This is a genomic window from Streptomyces sp. NBC_00597 (assembly GCF_041431095.1).
Classification (GTDB): Bacteria; Actinomycetota; Actinomycetes; order Streptomycetales; family Streptomycetaceae; genus Streptomyces.
In genome coordinates this window covers 3898831-3917302 of sequence record NZ_CP107757.1, presented here as the reverse complement: position 1 = coordinate 3917302, position 18472 = coordinate 3898831, and the positions used below count along the sequence as shown (strand labels likewise).

The 18472-nt window shown below is 72.0% G+C and carries 17 protein-coding genes; 10 read left to right on the top strand and 7 right to left on the bottom strand.

The annotated features are described in order from the left end of the window. The first annotated feature begins 78 nt into the window (after positions 1-78). From OG974_RS17520 to OG974_RS17500, 5 genes are all read left to right on the top strand, one after another. Positions 79-279, top strand: a complete 201-nt coding sequence (locus OG974_RS17520) for a hypothetical protein (protein WP_327283640.1) — start codon at positions 79-81, stop codon at positions 277-279. Next, a complete protein-coding gene (locus tag OG974_RS17515) occupies positions 276-662 on the top strand; it encodes a type II toxin-antitoxin system death-on-curing family toxin (protein ID WP_327283639.1) in 387 nt (128 codons plus the stop codon). The genes OG974_RS17520 and OG974_RS17515 overlap by 4 nt, the downstream gene beginning before the upstream one ends. A 117-nt stretch (positions 663-779) precedes the next feature. Next, on the top strand, positions 780-2564 hold the full coding sequence (locus OG974_RS17510) for a DEAD/DEAH box helicase (RefSeq protein WP_327283638.1): 1785 nt from the start codon (positions 780-782) through the stop codon (positions 2562-2564). A 498-nt stretch (positions 2565-3062) separates the two neighbouring features. Then, positions 3063-3704 carry an IclR family transcriptional regulator gene (locus OG974_RS17505; protein WP_054222485.1) on the top strand — a complete coding sequence of 214 codons (642 nt, stop codon included), beginning with the start codon at positions 3063-3065 and terminating at the stop codon, positions 3702-3704. A gap of 113 nt (positions 3705-3817) precedes the next feature. Next, a complete protein-coding gene (locus OG974_RS17500; RefSeq protein WP_327283637.1) occupies positions 3818-4615 on the top strand; it encodes a S16 family serine protease in 798 nt (265 codons plus the stop codon). On the opposite strand, the gene OG974_RS17495 is transcribed toward OG974_RS17500, so the two are convergent. From OG974_RS17495 to OG974_RS17480, 4 genes are all read right to left on the bottom strand, one after another. Next, entirely contained in the window at positions 4548-5885 is a 1338-nt protein-coding gene (locus OG974_RS17495) for an MFS transporter (protein WP_327283636.1), read from the bottom strand. The genes OG974_RS17500 and OG974_RS17495 overlap by 68 nt on opposite strands. Further along, positions 5882-6133 carry a hypothetical protein gene (locus OG974_RS17490; RefSeq protein ID WP_327283635.1) on the bottom strand — a complete coding sequence of 84 codons (252 nt, stop codon included), beginning with the start codon at positions 6131-6133 and terminating at the stop codon, positions 5882-5884. Before OG974_RS17490 ends, OG974_RS17495 begins: the two co-directional genes overlap by 4 nt. A gap of 104 nt (positions 6134-6237) precedes the next feature. After that, a complete protein-coding gene (locus tag OG974_RS17485) occupies positions 6238-6885 on the bottom strand; it encodes a winged helix-turn-helix domain-containing protein (RefSeq protein WP_328762892.1) in 648 nt (215 codons plus the stop codon). Between the two features lie 76 nt (positions 6886-6961). Continuing rightward, positions 6962-7432 carry an Lrp/AsnC family transcriptional regulator gene (locus tag OG974_RS17480; RefSeq protein WP_030299924.1) on the bottom strand — a complete coding sequence of 157 codons (471 nt, stop codon included), beginning with the start codon at positions 7430-7432 and terminating at the stop codon, positions 6962-6964. 134 nt (positions 7433-7566) lie between these two features. Between OG974_RS17480 and hppD the strand changes: the two genes are divergently transcribed. After that, positions 7567-8721, top strand: a complete 1155-nt coding sequence (gene hppD / locus OG974_RS17475) for a 4-hydroxyphenylpyruvate dioxygenase (protein ID WP_327283633.1) — start codon at positions 7567-7569, stop codon at positions 8719-8721. Positions 8722-8915: 194 nt separating this feature from the next. Here hppD and OG974_RS17470 read toward each other — a convergent pair whose 3' ends face one another. Beyond that, positions 8916-10463, bottom strand: a complete 1548-nt coding sequence (locus OG974_RS17470; RefSeq protein ID WP_328762890.1) for a tetratricopeptide repeat protein — start codon at positions 10461-10463, stop codon at positions 8916-8918. A gap of 105 nt (positions 10464-10568) precedes the next feature. On the opposite strand from OG974_RS17470, the gene OG974_RS17465 reads away from it, so the two are divergent. Beyond that, positions 10569-11951, top strand: coding sequence for an FAD-linked oxidase C-terminal domain-containing protein (locus OG974_RS17465; protein ID WP_327285659.1), 1383 nt, complete (start codon positions 10569-10571; stop codon positions 11949-11951). A gap of 107 nt (positions 11952-12058) precedes the next feature. Here OG974_RS17465 and OG974_RS17460 read toward each other — a convergent pair whose 3' ends face one another. Then, on the bottom strand, positions 12059-12538 hold the full coding sequence (locus OG974_RS17460; RefSeq protein WP_327283631.1) for an SsgA family sporulation/cell division regulator: 480 nt from the start codon (positions 12536-12538) through the stop codon (positions 12059-12061). A 267-nt stretch (positions 12539-12805) separates the two neighbouring features. On the opposite strand from OG974_RS17460, the gene OG974_RS17455 reads away from it, so the two are divergent. Continuing rightward, positions 12806-14347: an RDD family protein gene (locus OG974_RS17455; RefSeq protein ID WP_371643666.1), complete on the top strand. Its 1542-nt coding sequence runs from the start codon at positions 12806-12808 to the stop codon at positions 14345-14347. A 112-nt stretch (positions 14348-14459) separates the two neighbouring features. Further along, positions 14460-15203, top strand: coding sequence for an RDD family protein (locus tag OG974_RS17450; RefSeq protein ID WP_327283629.1), 744 nt, complete (start codon positions 14460-14462; stop codon positions 15201-15203). A 39-nt stretch (positions 15204-15242) separates the two neighbouring features. Here the strand turns inward: OG974_RS17450 and OG974_RS17445 are convergent, their stop codons facing one another. Continuing rightward, on the bottom strand, positions 15243-15623 hold the full coding sequence (locus OG974_RS17445) for a hypothetical protein (RefSeq protein ID WP_327283628.1): 381 nt from the start codon (positions 15621-15623) through the stop codon (positions 15243-15245). A 395-nt stretch (positions 15624-16018) separates the two neighbouring features. Here OG974_RS17445 and OG974_RS17440 point away from each other — a divergent pair, with 395 nt between their 5' ends. Next, positions 16019-18430, top strand: coding sequence for an immune inhibitor A domain-containing protein (locus OG974_RS17440; RefSeq protein ID WP_327283627.1), 2412 nt, complete (start codon positions 16019-16021; stop codon positions 18428-18430). Positions 18431-18472 lie beyond the last annotated feature (42 nt).

Below are 18472 nucleotides of genomic sequence, written 5' to 3'. Positions count from 1 at the left end.
CCGACCCCGAGGCGCGTTCCCGCCCCGCTCCGTGGAAATCGCCTGACCCGGGACCCGGCAGCCCGTAGGGTCGGGCGCGTGACCGAGCTGATCATCCACCTCTCCGACGCCGAGTGCGCGGAGCTCGCCGACCTGGCCGACGCGACCGGCCACACCCCCGAGGAGTACGCCCTGGCCGCAGTGCGCGATCGGCTGCGCGCCGAGCGCGAGGCCGTCGCAGGGCAGGCCCGGCGGCTGGCCGAGCGGCACGCCGCCCTCCTGGAGAGGCTCGGCGCATGAGCACCGTCCGCCACCTCACCCTGGCCGAGGTCACCGACCTGGCCGGCCCGGCCTGCCTGGCCAACGGGCAGCAGGTGGAGCTGCGCGCCCCCGGACTGCTGGAGTCGGCAGTGCACCGGCCGAGGGCCCGCATGTTCGGGACCCCGGCCTACGAGGACCTGTACGAGCAGGCCGCCGCGCTGCTGCACGGGATCGCGATCAACCACCCCCTCGTCGACGGGAACAAGCGCACCGCCTGGCTCGCCGCCGCGACCTTCCTCGCCGTGAACGGAGTGGATCTCGGGAGCGTCGACCAGGACGCCGCGTACGAGCTGGTCATCGATGTCGCGGCCGGCGCCGAGGCCGATGTGGCGCGTATCGCCCAGCGGTTGCGCCGGATGTGACGCTCGCCGCACCTGCCGAGGTCACGGGCCTGTCCCTCCGCGAGGGGCCGGCGCGCCCCGGTAGGGTGGCCCGGTTGTCCTACGTACGACCGCCACCGAGAGCCCGAACCGGAGACCGTGACTACTACCGCCTCCCACCACCTCTCACCCGCCTTCCCCGGCCGTGCCCCTTGGGGTACCGCCAGCAAGCTGCGCGCCTGGCAGCAGGGTGCGCTGGACCGGTACATCGAGACCCAGCCGCGGGACTTCCTCGCGGTCGCGACGCCCGGCGCCGGCAAGACGACCTTCGCGCTGACGCTCGCCTCCTGGCTGCTGCACCACCACGTCGTGCAGCAGGTGACCGTCGTCGCGCCGACCGAGCACCTGAAGAAGCAGTGGGCCGAAGCCGCCGCCCGGATAGGCATCCGGCTGGACCCGGAGTACTCCGCCGGGCCGCTGAGCAAGGACTACCACGGGGTCGCCGTCACGTACGCGGGTGTCGGCGTACGTCCGATGCTGCACCGCAACCGCTGCGAGCAGCGCAAGACCCTCGTCATCCTCGACGAGATCCACCACGCCGGTGACTCGAAGTCCTGGGGCGAGGCCTGCCAGGAGGCGTTCGACCCGGCGACCCGGCGGCTCGCGCTGACCGGTACCCCCTTCCGGTCCGACACCAACCCCATTCCCTTCGTCACGTACGAGGAGGGGAACGATGGGATCCGGCGGTCCTCCGCCGACTACACCTACGGATACGGGAACGCCCTGGGCGACGGCGTCGTCCGGCCCGTGATCTTCCTTTCGTACAGCGGCAACATGCGCTGGCGCACCAAGGCCGGCGACGAGATCGCCGCCCGGCTCGGCGAGCCGATGACCAAGGACGCCATCTCGCAGGCCTGGCGCACCGCGCTGGACCCGCGCGGCGACTGGATGCCGAACGTGCTGCGCGCCGCCGACCAGCGGCTGACGGAGGTCCGGAAGGGCATTCCGGACGCAGGTGGCCTGGTCATCGCCGCCGACCAGGACGCGGCGCGCGCGTACGCGAAGCTGATCCGCGAGATCACCGGCACCAAGGCCACCGTCGTGCTGTCCGACGACACCGGCGCCTCGAAGAACATCGACACCTTCAGCGCGAACAACGACCGCTGGATGGTCGCCGTCCGCATGGTGTCCGAGGGCGTCGACGTACCGCGCCTCGCGGTCGGCGTCTACGCCACGACGATTTCGACGCCCCTGTTCTTCGCGCAGGCCGTCGGGCGTTTCGTGCGTTCGCGCAGGCGCGGCGAGACGGCTTCCGTGTTCCTGCCGACCATTCCCTACCTCCTCGGCTTCGCCAACGAGATGGAGGTCGAACGCGACCACGTCCTCGACAAGCCGAAGAAGAAGGGCGACGAGGACCCCTACGCCGAGTCCGAGAAGGAGATGGACGAGGCGAACCGGCAGGAGGACGAGGACACCGGCGAGGACGAGCAGATGTCCTTCGAGGCGCTGGAGTCCGACGCCGTCTTCGACCGGGTGCTCTACGACGGCGCCGAGTTCGGCATGCAGGCGCACCCCGGCAGCGAGGAGGAGCAGGACTACCTCGGCATCCCGGGTCTGCTGGAGCCGGACCAGGTGCAGATGCTGCTCCAGAAGCGGCAGTCGCGGCAGATCGCGCACAGCCGCCGCAAGCCGGACACCGAGGCGGACCTGCTGGAGCTGCCGGCCGACCGGCGCCCGGTGGTCTCGCACAAGGAACTGCTGGAGCTGCGCAAGTCGCTGAACACGATGGTGGGCGCGTACGTCCACCAGAGCGGCAAGCCGCACGGGGTGATCCACACCGAGCTGCGCCGCGTGTGCGGCGGACCGCCGAGCGCGGAGGCCACGGCGGGGCAGCTGCGGGAGCGGATCAAGAAGGTGCAGGAGTGGGCCACCCGGATGCGGTGAGCCCACGGTCCGCCCGCCCCTGCCCGCCCCGCCCCTGCCCGCCCCGCCCCTGACGGCCCGCCCAGGCCGGCCCGCGTCGACCGTTCGCACGGGCCGTTCGTACGGACCGTGGGGGCGGGGCGTGCGGAGCTTCGTACGGAAACCCGTCACGTTCCGTGTCCGTCGCGCGGGCCGAGGCCCGCGCCGCCGGGGGCGCACGACCGTGATCGGTGTCAGCGGATCGCACAGGCCCAACGGGCCGGCCGAGGTCACGAAACGACTCCCCCGGCGATCGTGAACCGACACAAAGGGGTAGTTGGCGCCCGGATTCTGGACGAGCCCTTCCGCTGAGCGGACCCGCTCGCTAATGTCCCCGCATCGAACGCCCCGTGGCAGCGCCGCCGCGGGAGCGCAGCCGGTGCCATGGCCGCTACCGGCGGCCTCTCGTGCGTCGCCGTCGGACCGGCGCCGCATCCACCCAGAGAGTCACCGCCGCTCACCGAGAGAGGGAGAGGCGTCGTGACCGCGGAAACCTCCCAGACTCTGGACCGAGGACTCAGAGTCCTCAAACTGCTTGCCGACACTGACCACGGTCTGACCGTCACCGAGCTCTCCAACCGCCTCGGTGTGAACCGCACCGTGGTCTACCGCCTGTTGGCCACCCTTGAGCAGCACGCCCTGGTCCGCCGCGACCTCGGCGGCCGGGCGCGCGTCGGGCTCGGGGTGCTGCGGCTCGGGCGGCAGGTGCACCCGCTGGTGCGCGAGGCGGCCCTGCCCGCGCTGCGGTCCCTCGCCGAGGACATAGGCGCCACCGCGCACCTGACCCTCGTCGACGGCACCGAGGCGCTCGCCGTGGCCGTCGTCGAGCCGACCTGGACCGACTACCACGTGGCCTACCGGCCCGGTTTCCGCCACCCGCTGGACCGGGGCGCGGCCGGGCGGGCCATTCTGGCCGCCCGTCAGGGCACGCTCATCGAGCCCGGGTACACGCTGACGCACGGGGAGCTCGAAGCGGGCGCCAGTGGCGCGGCAGCGCCCCTCGTGGGCATCACGGGGCTGGAGGGCAGCGTGGGCGTCGTGATGCTGGCCGACGCCGTACCGGAGCGGGTCGGCCCGCGCGTCGTGGACGCGGCCCGAGAGGTCGCCGACGCGCTGCGCTGACGCCCTTGCTCCGCAGCCCCGCGCCGACGCGGCGCGCCGAAGCCGGAGCCCCGCGCCGGTGCGTGTCGCCCGGCGGGGGCGGGGCCGCCGGGGGCGCCCGATAGATTGACCGGGTGCTCTCTCGCCTCACACGTCTGCCGCGTCCCGCCGCCCTCGCCGTCTGCGCCGTGCCCGTGCTCGGGCTGTTCGCCGCCGCGGCCTTCGCGCCGCTGCCCTTCGTGATCGCCCAGCCGGGGCTCACGGCCGACGTGCTCGGTGCCCGCGACGGCAAGCCCGTCATCTCCGTGACGGGCACCCCGACCCGGCAGACCACCGGCCAGCTCCGGATGACTACCATCCAGGCCACGGGTCCCTCCACCACGGTGAAGCTGCCCGAGCTGCTCGACGACTGGTTCGACAGCAGCCGGGCGGTCATGCCCAAGGAGGCGGTCTACCCTTCGGGCGGAAGCGACAAGGAGATCGAGGCGCACAACCTGGAGCAAATGGCCAAGTCGCAGTCGACGGCCACCCAGGCCGCCCTCGGTCACCTCCACAAGGACCCGAAGGACGTGAAGGTCGAGCTCAACCTCGCCGATGTGGGCGGCCCGAGCGCCGGCCTGCTCTTCTCCCTCGGCATCGTCGACAAGATCGACGGCGACGGCAGCGGCGGCGATCTCACCGGCGGCCGCACCATCGCCGGTACGGGCACCATCAGCGAGGACGGCAAGGTCGGCGCCGTCGGCGGCGTGGCCCTGAAGACCCAGGCCGCGCAGCGCGACGGGGCGAGCGTGTTCCTCGTACCGGAGGCGGAGTGCTCCGACGCCCGGTCGGAACTTCCGGAGGGGCTCCGGCTGATCCCCGTCACTACGCTGACGGACGCGGTGCAGGCGCTGCGTGCGCTGAACCGGGGGGAGCAGGTTCCGTCCTGCTGACCCCGGCCGGTTCCGCGGCGGGCTCCGCCGTAGGTTCCGCGGTGGGTTCCGTCGGCCGCTCCATCGTGCGCCAGGCGGGGAAGACCAGCGGTGCGAGCGTGGCCAGCAGGTACGCGCCGCCGAACAGCAGCAGCGCGCCCCTCACCCCGAACCCGTCGGCCAGCAGGCCCGCCGCGAGCCCGCCCAGCGGCATGGTCAGCTCACAGCCCGCCATCGTCACACCCGAGACGCGGCTGCGCAGCTCGTCCGGGACCCTCTCGTAGATCACGGCGGTCAGGATCGGGTTGAGGACGCCCGCGCCGAGCCCGGACAGGGCCATCGTCACCGCGAGCGGCAGCGGGGTGTCGGTGAAGGCGGCCACGGCGTACCGGGGCGCACCGCACAGCAGGAAGGCGGCCGCGTAGACGGTCCTGCGGGGGAAGCGCTCGCCCCACGCCCCGTAGAGCAGGGCGCCCAGCAGTGCGAAGCCGCCGAAGAGGGAGACGAGCAGGCCGACCGCGGTGGCGCCACCGAGGGCCTCGCGGCCGTGCACGGGCAGCAGGACGGCGGACCAGCCCTGGTCCAGGCCGTTGGTCATCATCACCATCACGGTGATGGCTGCCAGCAGGCGCGAACGGGTCAGGAAGGTCCAGCCCTCGGCCAGTTCGGCCCGGTAGCCGGCGAAGGAGGTCTTCCCAGCGCCCGGTAGCGGTTCGGCGGCCGGGACCCCGCGCAGGAAAACGGTGACCAGCAGCGCGGAGACCGCGAAGGTGGCCGAGTCCAGCAGCAGGGCGGATTCGGCGCCGAAGGCCGCGATCAGTACGCCGGCCAGCGCGGCCCCGATCATCCGGGCTCCGCGGGAGACCGCGTCGTACAGGCTCGCCGCGCGGCCCACGGTGGTGCCGGCGTGCTCGGCGAGGCTCGGCAGCAGGACGCCGCGGGCGGTCAGTCCGGGGGTGTGCACGAGGCCTCCGACGGCCATCAGCGCACAGAGCATCCAGAACTCCAGCACGCCCGCGTAGTGCAGCAGCGGGATCGCGCCGACCGACAGGGCGCAGATCAGGTCGGAGGCCGCCGAGACCCGGCGGCGGCCGATCCGGTCGATGACGGGGCCGCCGACCAGGGCGGCCACGACGACGGGCAGGGTGGCGCAGAAGGCGACGAACCCGGCCCGGCCGGCGCTGCCCGTGGTCTGGAGCACGAACCACGGGACGCCGATCAAGGTGAGCGAAGTGCCGGCTATGGAAACGGTGTTGGCGGCCAGGACGGCCGCGAGGGGCCGCCGGCTCATGCGGCGGCGTGCGGGGCGCGGGTGATCCGGGCGTGGACGTGCTCGGGCTGCATCAGACGGATCCCGGCGCCGACGAGGGCCTCGCCGATCCGGTTGCGCAGGGCGGGGGAGACGGCGAGGACCGGGGACGCCTGGGCGGCGGGGCCGCTCCCGCGGGCGAGGCGCCAGGCGGCGGCCTCGGCGGCGAGGGCGGTGGTACGGGCGGCGTGCGTCTCGGCGTGGATCTCGGCGGGCGTGAAGGCGTGCACGGCAGGACTCCTTCTGCGGGAGATGCGGGAATACGGGAGATGCGGGAAGTGCGGGAGATGCGGGGGAGGGAAGGGGATCGACCGGCGATCGGATCGGCGGCGTGCTATTCGCCGGCGCGCGGGAACGCGTGCGTGTGGAAGCGGACCATCTCGGTGCCCTCCGAGGGCGGCAGGTCGCGGTAGCCGTTGATCAGGTCGTGGACCTTGCGGATCAGTTCGAGCGCCTGGTCGGGCGTCAGGCGCAGCGTGAAGTCGCTGAGGTCCGAGGCGCGCCGCCAGTCCGGGGACCAGGTGTGTGCCGTGCCGAGCCAGGTGCTCATCTCCTGCGTGTGGATCGTCGCGATCTCGTGCAGGAAGAGGTCCGCCGCGCCACGCGTGGCCGGGTCCTCCGCGTACATCAGCTCCTCGTCGAACCGGGTGCCGTCGTGGGCGGCCCGCCACCAGCGCTCACGGCCCTTGCCGTGCTCCGGCGCGTCCTCGACGAACCCGTGCGCGGCGAGCTGGCGCAGGTGGTAGCTGGTGGCCCCGCTGGACTCCCCGAGCCGTTCCGCCAGCTGTGACGCGGTGGCGGGACCGTCGTGGCGCAGGGCGGCCAGGATGCGCATGCGCAGGGGGTGGGCGAGTCCGCGCAGGGAGCGGGCGTCGAGCGTGCGGACCTGAGGATCCGGAGGCGCCGGTGGCAGCGGTGGCTCGGGCGGCAGTGGCGGTCCAGGCGGCAGTGGTGGTTCCGGGGCTTCCGGCTCTTCGGGCATGGCACAACCGTAGAGTTGCAAAGACTTCTATGCAAGGGTTTCTTTGCAACGCCTTCTTTGGAACTACCCGGACGGCTCAGCCCTCGTGCGCCGCCTGCTCCACGAGGGGGATCACCCGCAGCGGCACCGGGTTCTCCATCACGATCGCCGTCGAGGCCCGCACGATCCCCTCGAAGCCGACGACCCGGTCGATCACCCGCTGCAGATCGGCGTTGGACCGGGCCACGAGCCGGCACAGCATGTCCCCGTGCCCCGTGGTCGTGTGCAGCTCCAGCACCTCCGGTACGCCGTTCAAGTGCGCCCGTACGTCGGCTCCTTGGCCCTGCTTGATCTCCAGCGTCGCGAACGCGGTCACCGGGTACCCGAGGGCCGCCGGGTCCACCTGGGGGCCGAAGCCGCGGATGACCCCGTTCGACTGGAGCCGGTCGAGGCGGGCCTGCACGGTGCCGCGGGCCACGCCGAGCCGGCGCGAGGCCTCCAGGACCCCGATCCGGGGCTCGCGGGCGAGCAGGACGATGAGCCGGCCGTCGAGTTCGTCGATTCCCATGGCTGCCTCCGGGCCGCTCCGCGGGGTGGTCATACTGCACAGATCTTTCAGCCATCCTCCGCCTCGGCTGGGCAGTGTGTACAGCCAAATAGGAAACTATTGCGCAGCTTGTGGATCGGCGGGACTCTGCGGTCATGACTGAGTCTCTGGCGAACCTCGAAACCATCCCCCACACCGCGCGTGAGGCCGACCCCTTCCCGGTGAAGGGCATGGACGCCGTCGTCTTCGCCGTGGGCAACGCCAAGCAGGCCGCGCACTACTACTCCACCGCGTTCGGCATGAAGCTCGTGGCCTACTCCGGACCGGAGAACGGCGTCCGCGAGACGGCCAGCTACGTCCTGACCAACGGCGCCGCGCGCTTCGTGCTGACCTCGGTCATCAAGGCGACCACGGACCACGGCCGCTTCCTCGCCGAGCACGTCGCCGACCACGGCGACGGCGTGGTCGACCTCGCGATCGAGGTCCCGGACGCGCGGGCCGCATACGCGTTCGCCGTCGAGCACGGCGCGCGCGGCCTGGACGAGCCGTACGAGGTGAAGGACGAGCACGGCACGGTCGTGCTCGCCGCCATCGCCACCTACGGCCAGACCCGCCACACGCTGGTGGAGCGCAAGGACTACACCGGCCCTTACCTGCCGGGCTACGTCGCCGTCGACCCGATGGTCGAGGCCCCGGCCAAGCGCACCTTCCAGGCCATCGACCACTGCGTGGGCAATGTCGAGCTCGGCCGGATGAACGAGTGGGTCGCGTTCTACAACAAGGTCATGGGCTTCACGAACATGAAGGAGTTCGTTGGCGACGACATCGCGACCGAGTACTCGGCGCTGATGTCGAAGGTCGTCGCGGACGGCACCCTCAAGGTCAAGTTCCCGATCAACGAGCCGGCGATCGCGAAGAAGAAGTCGCAGATCGACGAGTACCTGGAGTTCTACGGCGGCGCCGGCGTCCAGCACATCGCGCTCGCCTCCAACGACATCGTCGCGACCGTGCGGTCGATGCGGGCGGCGGGCGTGGCCTTCCTGGACACCCCCGACTCCTACTACGACACCCTCGGCGAGTGGGCCGGCGAGACCCGCGTGCCGGTGGAGACCCTGCGCGAGCTGAAGATCCTCGTCGACCGCGACGAGGACGGCTACCTGCTGCAGATCTTCACCAAGCCGGTGCAGGACCGCCCGACGGTGTTCTTCGAGATCATCGAGCGGCACGGATCGATGGGCTTCGGCAAGGGCAACTTCAAGGCCCTGTTCGAGGCGATCGAGCGCGAGCAGGCCAAGCGCGGCAACCTGTAGGTCGCGGCTCCCCGGCCCCCCGCGCCCCTGCCGGCGCGGGGGGCCCGGCCATTGCCCCCGGCGGTCGGGCGGAGTTGTCCGCAGCGCCGTTGCAGGGGCTCCGCCCCCGGACCCCCAGCGCCTCGAACGCCGGCGGGGCCGGATCCGGCGCGGGATCCGGCGCGGCCGGGTCCGACCGGGTCCGACCGGCGGTCTCAGGTCTTGGCCGGGGGGCTCGGCTGCGGGGACGGCTTCGGTTTCGTGGCCGGCGGCTTCGGTTGCGCCGCAGCAGGCTTCGGCTTCTCCGCCTTCGGGAGTTCCGGGGCCACCCACGGGGTGCGCGGCTGCATGTTCTCCGGGCCGCCCGGCACCGGCTGGCCGATCGAGGCCAGGGCTTCCTTCGCCTGCGGAACCCGGACGGGGGAGAAGCGCGGGTTCGTCCGCAGCGCCTCCTGCAAGTGGCGGCGCGCCCCGGCGTCGTCGCCCAGGCTCCGCTCGATCATCGCCCGGTGGAACGCGAAGTCCGCGCTCCGCACCCCCCGGTCCGTCGACTTCTTCGCGTACTCCAGCGCCCCCGTGTCGTCGCCCGTCTTGTGCAGCGCCCACGCCAGCGCGTCCGCCACCTGCATGCCCTTGTGCCGCGACCACTCCTGCGTCAGCCGCCGCACCGCAACCGCCGGATCCCCGTGGTCCGCCTCGAACAGGCCGAGGACCACCGTCTCGTTCACGCCGTCCGCCGCGCCCCGCGCAGCGGCCGTGCGCAGCATGTCGTACGGGACCTTCGCCTCGTCGCCGCGTCCCAGTGCGTCCAGCAGCTCGCCCAGCTCAAGCGCCAGCCTCGGCACCTGCGCCCGGCCCAGCGCCATCCGGTAGTCCCGGACCGCCTCCCCGCCGCGGCCCAGCCCGGCCAGGGCCCTGGCCCGACCGCCCAGGGCCTCCGCCTGAGCCGGGTCCGCCCGCAGCGCGCCCTCGTACTGGCGCAGGGCCTCCGCCGCGTCCCCCCGCTCCCAGGCCAGCTCCCCGAGCCGGAACAGTACGTACGCCTTCTCCGCCGGCGACTTCGCCGCACCCCCCGCGTGCTCCATCGCCATCGTCGCGTCCTCGCGCCAGCCGCGGTCCCGGTAGACCTGCGAGGCCCGGATGAACGCCGCCAGCCCCGGCCGCAGGTCGAGCAGCTGTTCCAGCGACCGCTCGGCGCCCTTGTAGTCGCCGAGGCCCGTGTACGCGTCCACCAGCACCGGGTACGCCGCCCACCGCTTCGGCGCCTGCGCCCGTACGAGCTCGCCCCATTTCTTCCCGGTACCGAAGTCGCCCCGGGCGTTGGCGAGCGTGCCCATGCCCGTCATCGCGTCGAAGTTGCCCTTCTCGGCCGGGCGGATCTCCAGCGACCGTTTCAGCGCCTTCTCGGCCTTCGGGTACCAGGCGGGCTCCGCCGTCCGGCGCGCCTGCTCCAGATAGGCCGCGCCGAGCACCGCCCAGGACGCGTCGTCCTTCGCGTGCCCCGCGACCCACTTCTCCCGGTCCGCGACGAGAGCCGTCAGGTCCACCGCCGCGGCCGGAGCCCCCATGCCGACCGCCGAGGCGGCCCGCTCGGTGGGCCCCGGCGGCCGGGCGTCGTCGCCCTGGCGGGCCGGCCGGATCAGCAGGGCCCCGGCGATCAGGACCACCGCGACCCCGGCCGCCACGAGCGTCTTGCGGCCGGTGAAGGTCACGGATGGCGCGGGCTGGTGCGCTTCCTCGTCGATACGGTCGATACGGTCCATGGGGTCACTGTGCGTCAATATGAAGAGTTCGCCGAGGTGTCCGAAGCCCGTCGCCGCCGTGTTCACACCGATGGCCCCGGGTGCCACGCTGGGCACATGGATGTCATGGACGACGATCTCTCCGTACGTCTGCGCGCGAGCCTCCTCCAGGGGCTCCCCGCCGAGGCCCTCCTCACCGACCCCGAGGTGACCGCCTCCTACGCCACCGACATGGCCAACTTCTGCGCCGCCGGCACCCCGGCGGTCGTGGTCCTGCCCCGCACCGTCGAACAGGTACAGCACGTCCTGCGCACCGCCACCGCCCTGCGGGTCCCCGTCGTCCCGCAGGGTGCCCGCACCGGCCTGTCGGGCGCCGCCAACGCCTCCGACGGCTGCATCCTGCTCTCCCTCGTCAAGATGGACCGGATCCTGGAGATCAACACCGTCGACCGCATCGCCGTCGTCGAACCCGGCGTCGTCAATGCGGTGCTCTCACGGGCCGTCGCCGAGCGGGGCCTGTCCTACCCGCCCGACCCCTCCAGCTGGGAGCAGTGCACGATCGGCGGCAACATCGGCACCGCGTCCGGCGGCCTGTGCTGCGTCAAGTACGGGGTCACCGCCGAGTACGTGCTCGGCCTGGACGTGGTCCTCGCCGACGGTCGGCTGCTGCGCACCGGCCGGCGCACGGCCAAGGGCGTCGCCGGGTACGACCTCACCCGGCTGTTCGTCGGCTCCGAAGGCAGCCTCGGCGTCGTCGTCCAGGCGGTCCTCGCCCTGCGTCCCGCGCCGCCCCGCCAGCTCGCGCTGGCCGCCGAGTTCCCCTCCGCCGCGGCCGCCTGCGCCGCCGTCTGCGCCGTCATGGAGGCCGGACTGACCCCCTCGCTGCTGGAACTGATGGACCGTACGACCGTCCGCGCCGTCAACGCCCTCGGCAAGATGGGGCTCCCCGACTCCACCGAGGCCCTCCTCCTCGCCGCCTTCGACACCCCGCACGCGCCCGACGACCTCGCCGCCGTCGGTGACCTGTGCACGGCCGCCGGGGCCACCGCCGTCGTGCCCGCCGATGACGAGGCGGAGTCCGAACTGCTGCTCCGGGCGCGCCGGATGTCGCTGACCGCGCTGGACGCCCTGCGGCCGGCGACGATGATCGACGACGTCTGCGTACCGCGCTCGCGGCTCGCCGAGATGCTGGACGGGACGGCCGCCATCGCCCGGACGTACGACCTGCTCATCGGGGTCTGTGCGCACGCCGGCGACGGCAACACCCACCCGGTGGTCTGTTTCGACCCGGCCGACGAGGACGAGACGCGGCGGGCCCGCGAGTCCTTCGACGAGATCATGGCGCTGGGGCTGTCCCTCGGCGGGACCATCACCGGCGAACACGGGGTCGGGGTGCTCAAGAAGGAGTGGCTCGCCCGTGAACTGGGGCCGGTGGGGATGGAGATGCAGCGGGCGGTCAAGCAGGCCTTCGACCCGCTCGGCCTGCTCAACCCGGGCAAGCTCTTCTGACCCTTCTGACCCTTCTGACCCTTCTGACGCTTCTGACCCTTCCGGGCCTGGTGACCGCCCGTCGGGTATGACGCGTACGGGACGCACGAGACGCAGACGGCCCCGCATCACAGGTCACCGTCCGCCGACTCGTCCGACGGCCACGGGTCCCGCATCCACAGGTCGTCGGCCGGGGTCGGCGCGAGCAGCTCCGCGAGCGCGTCGTCCAGGCCCAGCCGTTCGGCCTCGGTGCCCGGCGGGACCACGCGCAGCGTGCGCTCCAGCCACGCCGACACCGTGCCGGCCGGGGCCTCCAGCAGGGCGTCGCCGTCGGGGGAGGTCAGCGCCATGCACAGGACGGCCTTGTCGTCGACCTTGGTGGGCCAGATCCGGACGTCCCCGTGGCCGCACGGGCGGAACACCCCCTCGACGAGCAGCTCGCGGGCGAAGGTCCAGTTGACCGGGGTGCTGGAGCCGGCGTGGAAGGTGATGTGCACGGCGTACGGGTCGTCCGTCAGGTAGACCAGCCGGGCCGGGACGGCGATGCTGCGCTCGGGGGACAGGACCAGCTTGAGTTCCAGCTCGCGTTCGACGACGGGGTGGTGCATGACGGCCTCACTTCGGGTTCTCCGGTGCGTGTCGCGGGGCCGGGTTCGCGCCCCACACCTGGAGAGAGCACCCGTGTGCCCGGGTATGACGCGACTTCGCGCACCGAACCGTCGATTGGCCTGATCCTGTCGTATGGCTGAAAACTGCCGTAGGGGCGGCATTCGCTCAAAGGCTTGGATTCTCCCGTTACCGGACCTGTCGGGGCACGGTTCTTGGCTATGGTCCTCCCCTGCACAAGCCTCAAGCCACGATCGGAGTTGGGGACATTGACGGCCTCCCCTGGTGACGGCGAGCACGCGGCCCGCGAGGGCTACTACCCCGATCCGTCCATCCCCGGGTTCGTCCGGTACTGGAACGGCCTCAACTGGGTGCCCGGTACGAGCCGCCCCGCCGCCCGGTCCGACGAGACGGGCCCGGTGTTCCTGGACGAGACCGGCGTGACGGAGGCGCTGCCCGAACCCGAGCCCGAGCCCGAACCCGATCCCCGGCCCGATCCCCGGCCCGAAGCCGTGGCGAGGCCCGCCGCCCCGGTCGTGCCGGCGCCCGCCCCGTCCTGGCAGGCCGATCCCCTGCACCAGTCCGGCTTCGGCGGCCCCCGCGACCACCGGGTGTCCTGGGGCAACCCCCCGCAGCCGGAGCCCGACGCGGGGCACGCGCCCGCCCGCCCGGCGGGGATCTCGCCGGGCCGCGGGCCGCGCCCGGAGCCGCTGGACGCGGCCGAACGGGCCGAACGGGCCGAACGCGGACCGGGCGTGTCCTTCGCCCGTACGCCGTCCGCCGCGGCGGCGACCGCGGAGCGGTTCCCCGCGCCGGCCGCGGCGGCCCGGGGTTCCGCCGAGAGCGTGGGCATCCTGTCGGCGCGTTCCCCGGTCGGCCAGGCCCCGGCCCCGGCTCCTGCTCCCGCCCCCGCGCCCGCCCCCGCTCCGGCTCCGGTTCCCGCCCCCGCTCCCGTACAGGCCGAGTGGCCCGCCGCGCCCGGCGGCAGCGCCGGGTCCGGGCTCACTTCCTCCTGGCCGCAGTCCCCGGTACGGCGCGACCCGGCGCCGAGGCCCGAGCCCGAGCCCGAGCCCCCGGTGGTCCGCCGCCCTGCGCCTGCGCCCGCGCCGGACCGCGACGCCGAGGCCGCAGCGGCAGCCGAGGCCGCAGCAGCAGCCCAGGCAGCGCAGGCCGCCAACGCCGCGGCGGTCCGCTCCGTACCTGCGGCGACAGCGGTTCCGGCGCCGGCCGCGCAGGAGGCCCCCTCCCGGGCAGCCGCGGAGGCCGGGGCGTCCCCGGAGGCGGACCGCCCGTCCGTCTCCCGGCCCACCGAGCGGGCCGTGTTCGAGCGGATGGCGGAGCGGGCCGCGCGCCCCGCCGGGCTCTTCCGCCGGGCCGTCGCCCGCCTGTTGGACACCCTGGTGTTCGCCGCGGTCGCCGCGGGCACCGCCTGGCCCCTCCTCCCCGCGGCCACCGCCCATCTTGAGGCCAAGGTCGACGCCGCCAAGGGCAGCGGCCGGACCACCACCGTGTGGCTGTTCGACGCCACCATCGCCGGGTACCTGGGGCTCGTCCTCGGCGCCGTACTGCTCTTCGGGGTGTTCTACGAGGTGCTGCCCACCGCCCGCTGGGGACGCACCCCGGGCAAGAAGCTCCTCGGGGTCCGCGTGCTGTCCGCCGCGACGCTCCGCCCGCCCGCGTTCGCCGCGGCCCTGTGCCGCTGGCTCGTGTACGCGCTGTTCGGGCTCCCCGGCAGCCTCTGGTGCCTCGGGGACGGCCCCCGCCGCCGGGGCTGGCACGACCGGGCGGCGAAGACGTACGTGGCCCGCTGAGGCCCGCCCGCGGGCCCCGCCGCGTGGCGGGGTCCGCAGCCGTCGGGGGCCGCGTACCCCGAACGGACGCCGTCCCGTTGCGGGGTTCGCCGGGCCGGGTTCGACTCGGGCCATGAGTACCGATCAGCCGCCGCCGGGCCAGCCGCCCGAGGACGACCCGTTCCTGAAGAAGCCCCAGGAGCCGACGCCCCCGTCGGGCGGTTCACCGTACGACCGGCCGCCGGGCGGCCAGCCGCCCCCGCCGCCCGGCGGCCCGTACGGCGGCGCGGGCGCAGGAGGGGGAGGCGGCGGCGGATACCCGCCGCCCCCGCCGCCGCCCCCGCCGGGGGACCCGTACGGTGGCAGCGGCGGCTACGGCATGCCCGATCCGCTCGCCGGGATGCCCCCGCTGGCGGACTTCGGCAAACGGCTCGCCGCACGGATCATCGACGTGATCATCGTGGCGATCCCGTTGTTCCTGATCCAGCTGGCGTTCGGCACGAACCGGTACATGGTCGAGACGAACAAGGGCGAGGACGTCAGCGAGGTCTTCACCAAGTCGTACAGCGGCACCGGTCTGATCATGACGCTGATCTCGATCGTCTTGTACGTCGGCTACGACTGGTGGTTCACGAAGAAGGAAGGCAAGACCATCGGCAAGAAGGCGATGGGGCTGCGGGTCGCGATGCTCAACGACGGCAGCGTGCCGCAGTCCGGCCCCGCCCTGTCCCGGGCCGCGGTGCTCTGGCTGCCGACCCTGCTCTGCTGCTTCTGCCTGTGGCCGATCGCGCTGATCGTGTCGATGCTCGTGGACAAGCCGTACAAGCAGGGACTCCACGACAAGGTGGGCAAGACCGTGGTGGTGAGCGCGGCATAGCGACGGGCACCGGCGTACGGCGGAAGGGCGGCGTACGGCTCAGTGGTGCACCGGCTGTTCGGCGGCGGCCGTCCGGGGTTCAGGCACCCGGACGGCCGCCTGCGCGTCTGCCGGGACCGGCCCGGGCGTCGCTCTGAGCGTGGTCCCGGGCGTGATTTCGGACGTGATTTCGGCAACACCGGGGGAAACGGCGGGGGTACGGGCGGTGGATCCCGCGGCCCCGGCCGATGAGGCGTGGCGGCCGCGGCGGCGGGGGCTCGCCGCGGTGAGCGCGACGAGCAGTCCGAGGGCCAGTGCGGCGGTGGCGATGACGGCGATCCCGCGCCCCGTGCTCGTCTGTGAGAGCAGCAGCATGGCGATCGTCGACACGACTACGGTGGCGGACCCGTAGAACAACTGGGCGGCAGTCGGACGCGGCATGGCGATATCCGTCCTCAAGGCGGGGAGGGGGAGTCTGCTCAACTAGGTCGTCAACGAGGTCGCGCGGCAAGTGACTCTACGTCGAGGGATTCCCGGGCGGAACCGCTAGTAAGCGTGACCTAACCCACGGTGCCCGGAGCACGGGGGGCGCACGGATTCATTCCCCGTCCCACCATGTGGTCAGGACGCGCCCTTCGTCCCGTATGGCAGAGGAACGTCCGGATAGCGGAACTCCCTGACCGCATAGTGCAGTTGTAAGGAAGAAGTCAAGGTCTGTCTTTTCTTTAGACTCTCCGGTCAAATGTCGTCACTTGAGACGCGCGCCGCGCGGAACCCCCCGCTCCTATGGAGACGTTCCGACCTGTGTCGCGGCCGCGGGAGGGGAACGACATCAAGTGACCAGCAATTCCAGTCGTCGACGAGCGCTGCGTGCCGCAGCCGTCGGTGTGACCTTGGCCGCGACCGCGGCTTCCGGCGCCTTCCTCGTCACTGCCCAGGCTTCCGAGGCGCCGTTGACCGCGCCCGCCGCGGAACGCCAGGACCCGACCGCTCCCGCCAAGGAGCAGGTCCAGCACAACCTGAAGGGCCCCTTCAGCGACCAGCAGGCGCAAGCCCGCGAAGCCGCCCTGGACCAGGTGCTGTCCGGCAAGAAGACCGTCGAGCAGCGCGGCGCCTCCAAGGTCGTCAAGCTCGACGACAAGAAGTACGTCGAGCTCGGCCGCGAGAAGACCGACAAGATCTTCACGATCCTCGTCGAGTTCGGCGACCAGGTCGACAACGCGACCATGTTCGACCCGGACGGTCCGGACGGCCCGAAGCCGGCCGTCCCGAAGTACGGCGGCACCCCCGGTCCGGCGCACAACACCATCGCGCAGCCCGACCGTGCCAACAACAACAGCACGGCCTGGCGCAAGGACTTCAGCCGCGACTACTTCCAGGACCTGTACTTCGGTACCGGTAAGGGCAAGGACTCGCTGAAGACCTACTACGAGAAGACCTCTTCGGGTCGTTACTCGGTCGACGGCCAGGTCGCCGACTGGGTCAAGATCCCGAACAATGAGGCCCGTTACGGCTCGAACTACTGCGGCCAGACCAACTGCGCCAATGTGTGGGACACCGTCCGCGACGGCGTCAACGCGTGGGTCGACGCCCAGAAGAAGGCCGGCAAGTCCGACGCCGAAATCAAGGCCACGCTGGCGCAGTACGACCAGTGGGACCGCAACGACTACGACGGCGACGGCAACTTCAACGAGCCCGACGGCTACATCGACCACTTCCAGATCGTCCACGCGGGCGAGGACGAGTCGGCCGGCGGCGGCGTTCAGGGCACCAACGCCCTGTGGGCGCACCGCTGGTACGCCTACGGCACCGACGCGGGCAAGACCGGCCCGGCGAACAACAAGGCCGGCGGCACCCAGATCGGCGACACCGGCATCTGGGTCGGCGACTACACGATGCAGCCGGAGAACGGCGGCCTCGGCGTCTTCGCGCACGAGTACGGCCACGACCTCGGTCTGCCGGACCTCTACGACACCTCCGGTGGCGGCGAGAACTCGGTCGGTTTCTGGTCCCTGATGTCCGCCGGCTCCTGGCTCGGCGAGGGCAAGGACTCCATAGGCGACATGCCGGGCGACATGACCGCCTGGGACAAGCTGCAGCTGGGCTGGCTGAACTACGACACGGCCAAGGCCGCGACGAAGTCCACCCACAAGCTGGGTGTGTCGGAGTACAACACCAAGGACAAGCAGGCGCTGGTCGTCGAGCTGCCGAAGAAGCAGGTCAAGACCGACATCGTCGCTCCCGCCGAGGGCTCCTCGCAGTGGTGGAGCAACATGGGTGACGACCTCAAGAACACCCTCACCCGCTCGGTCGACCTGACCGGCAAGTCCTCCGCCGCACTGGGCCTCAAGGGCTGGTGGGACATCGAGAAGGACTACGACTACCTCTACACCGAGGTGTCCACGGACGGCGGCGCCACCTGGACCGTCCTGGGCGGCACCGCCAACGGCAAGGCCATCCCGGCCGACGCCGCGGGCAACGCCGGTCTGACCGACGCCTCCGGCGGCTGGCAGGACCTGAAGTTCCCGCTCGACGCCTACGCCGGCAAGAAGATCGACCTCCGCTTCCGCTACCAGACGGACGGCGGCGCGGGCGGCAAGGGCTTCACGGCCGACGCCCTCGCGATCACCGCGGACGGCCAGACCCTGTTCACCGACGGCGCCGAGAACGGCGACAACGGCTGGACCGGCAAGGGCTTCTCCCGTGTCGGCGGCGGGTTCACCAAGGAGTACCCGCAGTACTACATCGCGGAGAACCGCCGCTACGTCTCGTACGACTCCACCCTCAAGGTGGGCCCGTACAACTTCGGCTGGGCCAACTCCAAGCCGGGCTGGGTCGAGCACTACCCCTACCAGGACGGCCTGCTGATCTGGCTGTGGGACAAGTCCCAGAAGGACAACAACACCAGCCAGCACCCGGGCCAGGGTCTGATCCTCCCGATCGACGCCAACGCCAAGCCGATGAAGTGGTCGGACGGCACCCTGCTGCGCAACAAGATCCAGCCGTACGACGCGCCGTTCAGCGCGTACTCGACGGACGCCTTCACCCTGCACAAGAACGGTGAGTCGCTCTTCGTCAAGCCGAAGCCCACGAACCTGGTCTTCGACGACCACAAGGGCAAGTACTACTACGACGAGAACCCGACCGGTTCGGTGAAGGTCGCTGACACCAACACCAAGATCAAGATCGCGAAGGAGACGTACGACGGTCTCCAGATGACGATCGAGGTCGGGCCCGCCGCCAAGTAATTCGGCAAACCCACAGGTCAAAGCATGATCGGCCGTCGCCCT

Excerpts from the sequence above, each read along its gene's own strand:
- OG974_RS17515 (WP_327283639.1), top strand. The coding sequence starts at position 276 with ATGAGCACCGTCCGCCACCTCACCCTGGCCGAGGTCACCGACCTGGCC.
- OG974_RS17495 (WP_327283636.1), bottom strand. The coding sequence starts at position 5,885 with ATGAGCCGGCGGCCCCTCGCGGCCGTCCTGGCCGCCAACACCGTTTCC.
- OG974_RS17485 (WP_328762892.1), bottom strand. The coding sequence starts at position 6,885 with ATGCCCGAAGAGCCGGAAGCCCCGGAACCACCACTGCCGCCTGGACCG.
- OG974_RS17480 (WP_030299924.1), bottom strand. The coding sequence starts at position 7,432 with ATGGGAATCGACGAACTCGACGGCCGGCTCATCGTCCTGCTCGCCCGC.
- hppD (WP_327283633.1), top strand. The coding sequence starts at position 7,567 with ATGACTGAGTCTCTGGCGAACCTCGAAACCATCCCCCACACCGCGCGT.
- OG974_RS17470 (WP_328762890.1), bottom strand. The coding sequence starts at position 10,463 with ATGGACCGTATCGACCGTATCGACGAGGAAGCGCACCAGCCCGCGCCA.
- OG974_RS17465 (WP_327285659.1), top strand. The coding sequence starts at position 10,569 with ATGGACGACGATCTCTCCGTACGTCTGCGCGCGAGCCTCCTCCAGGGG.
- OG974_RS17460 (WP_327283631.1), bottom strand. The coding sequence starts at position 12,538 with ATGCACCACCCCGTCGTCGAACGCGAGCTGGAACTCAAGCTGGTCCTG.
- OG974_RS17450 (WP_327283629.1), top strand. The coding sequence starts at position 14,460 with ATGAGTACCGATCAGCCGCCGCCGGGCCAGCCGCCCGAGGACGACCCG.
- OG974_RS17445 (WP_327283628.1), bottom strand. The coding sequence starts at position 15,623 with ATGCCGCGTCCGACTGCCGCCCAGTTGTTCTACGGGTCCGCCACCGTA.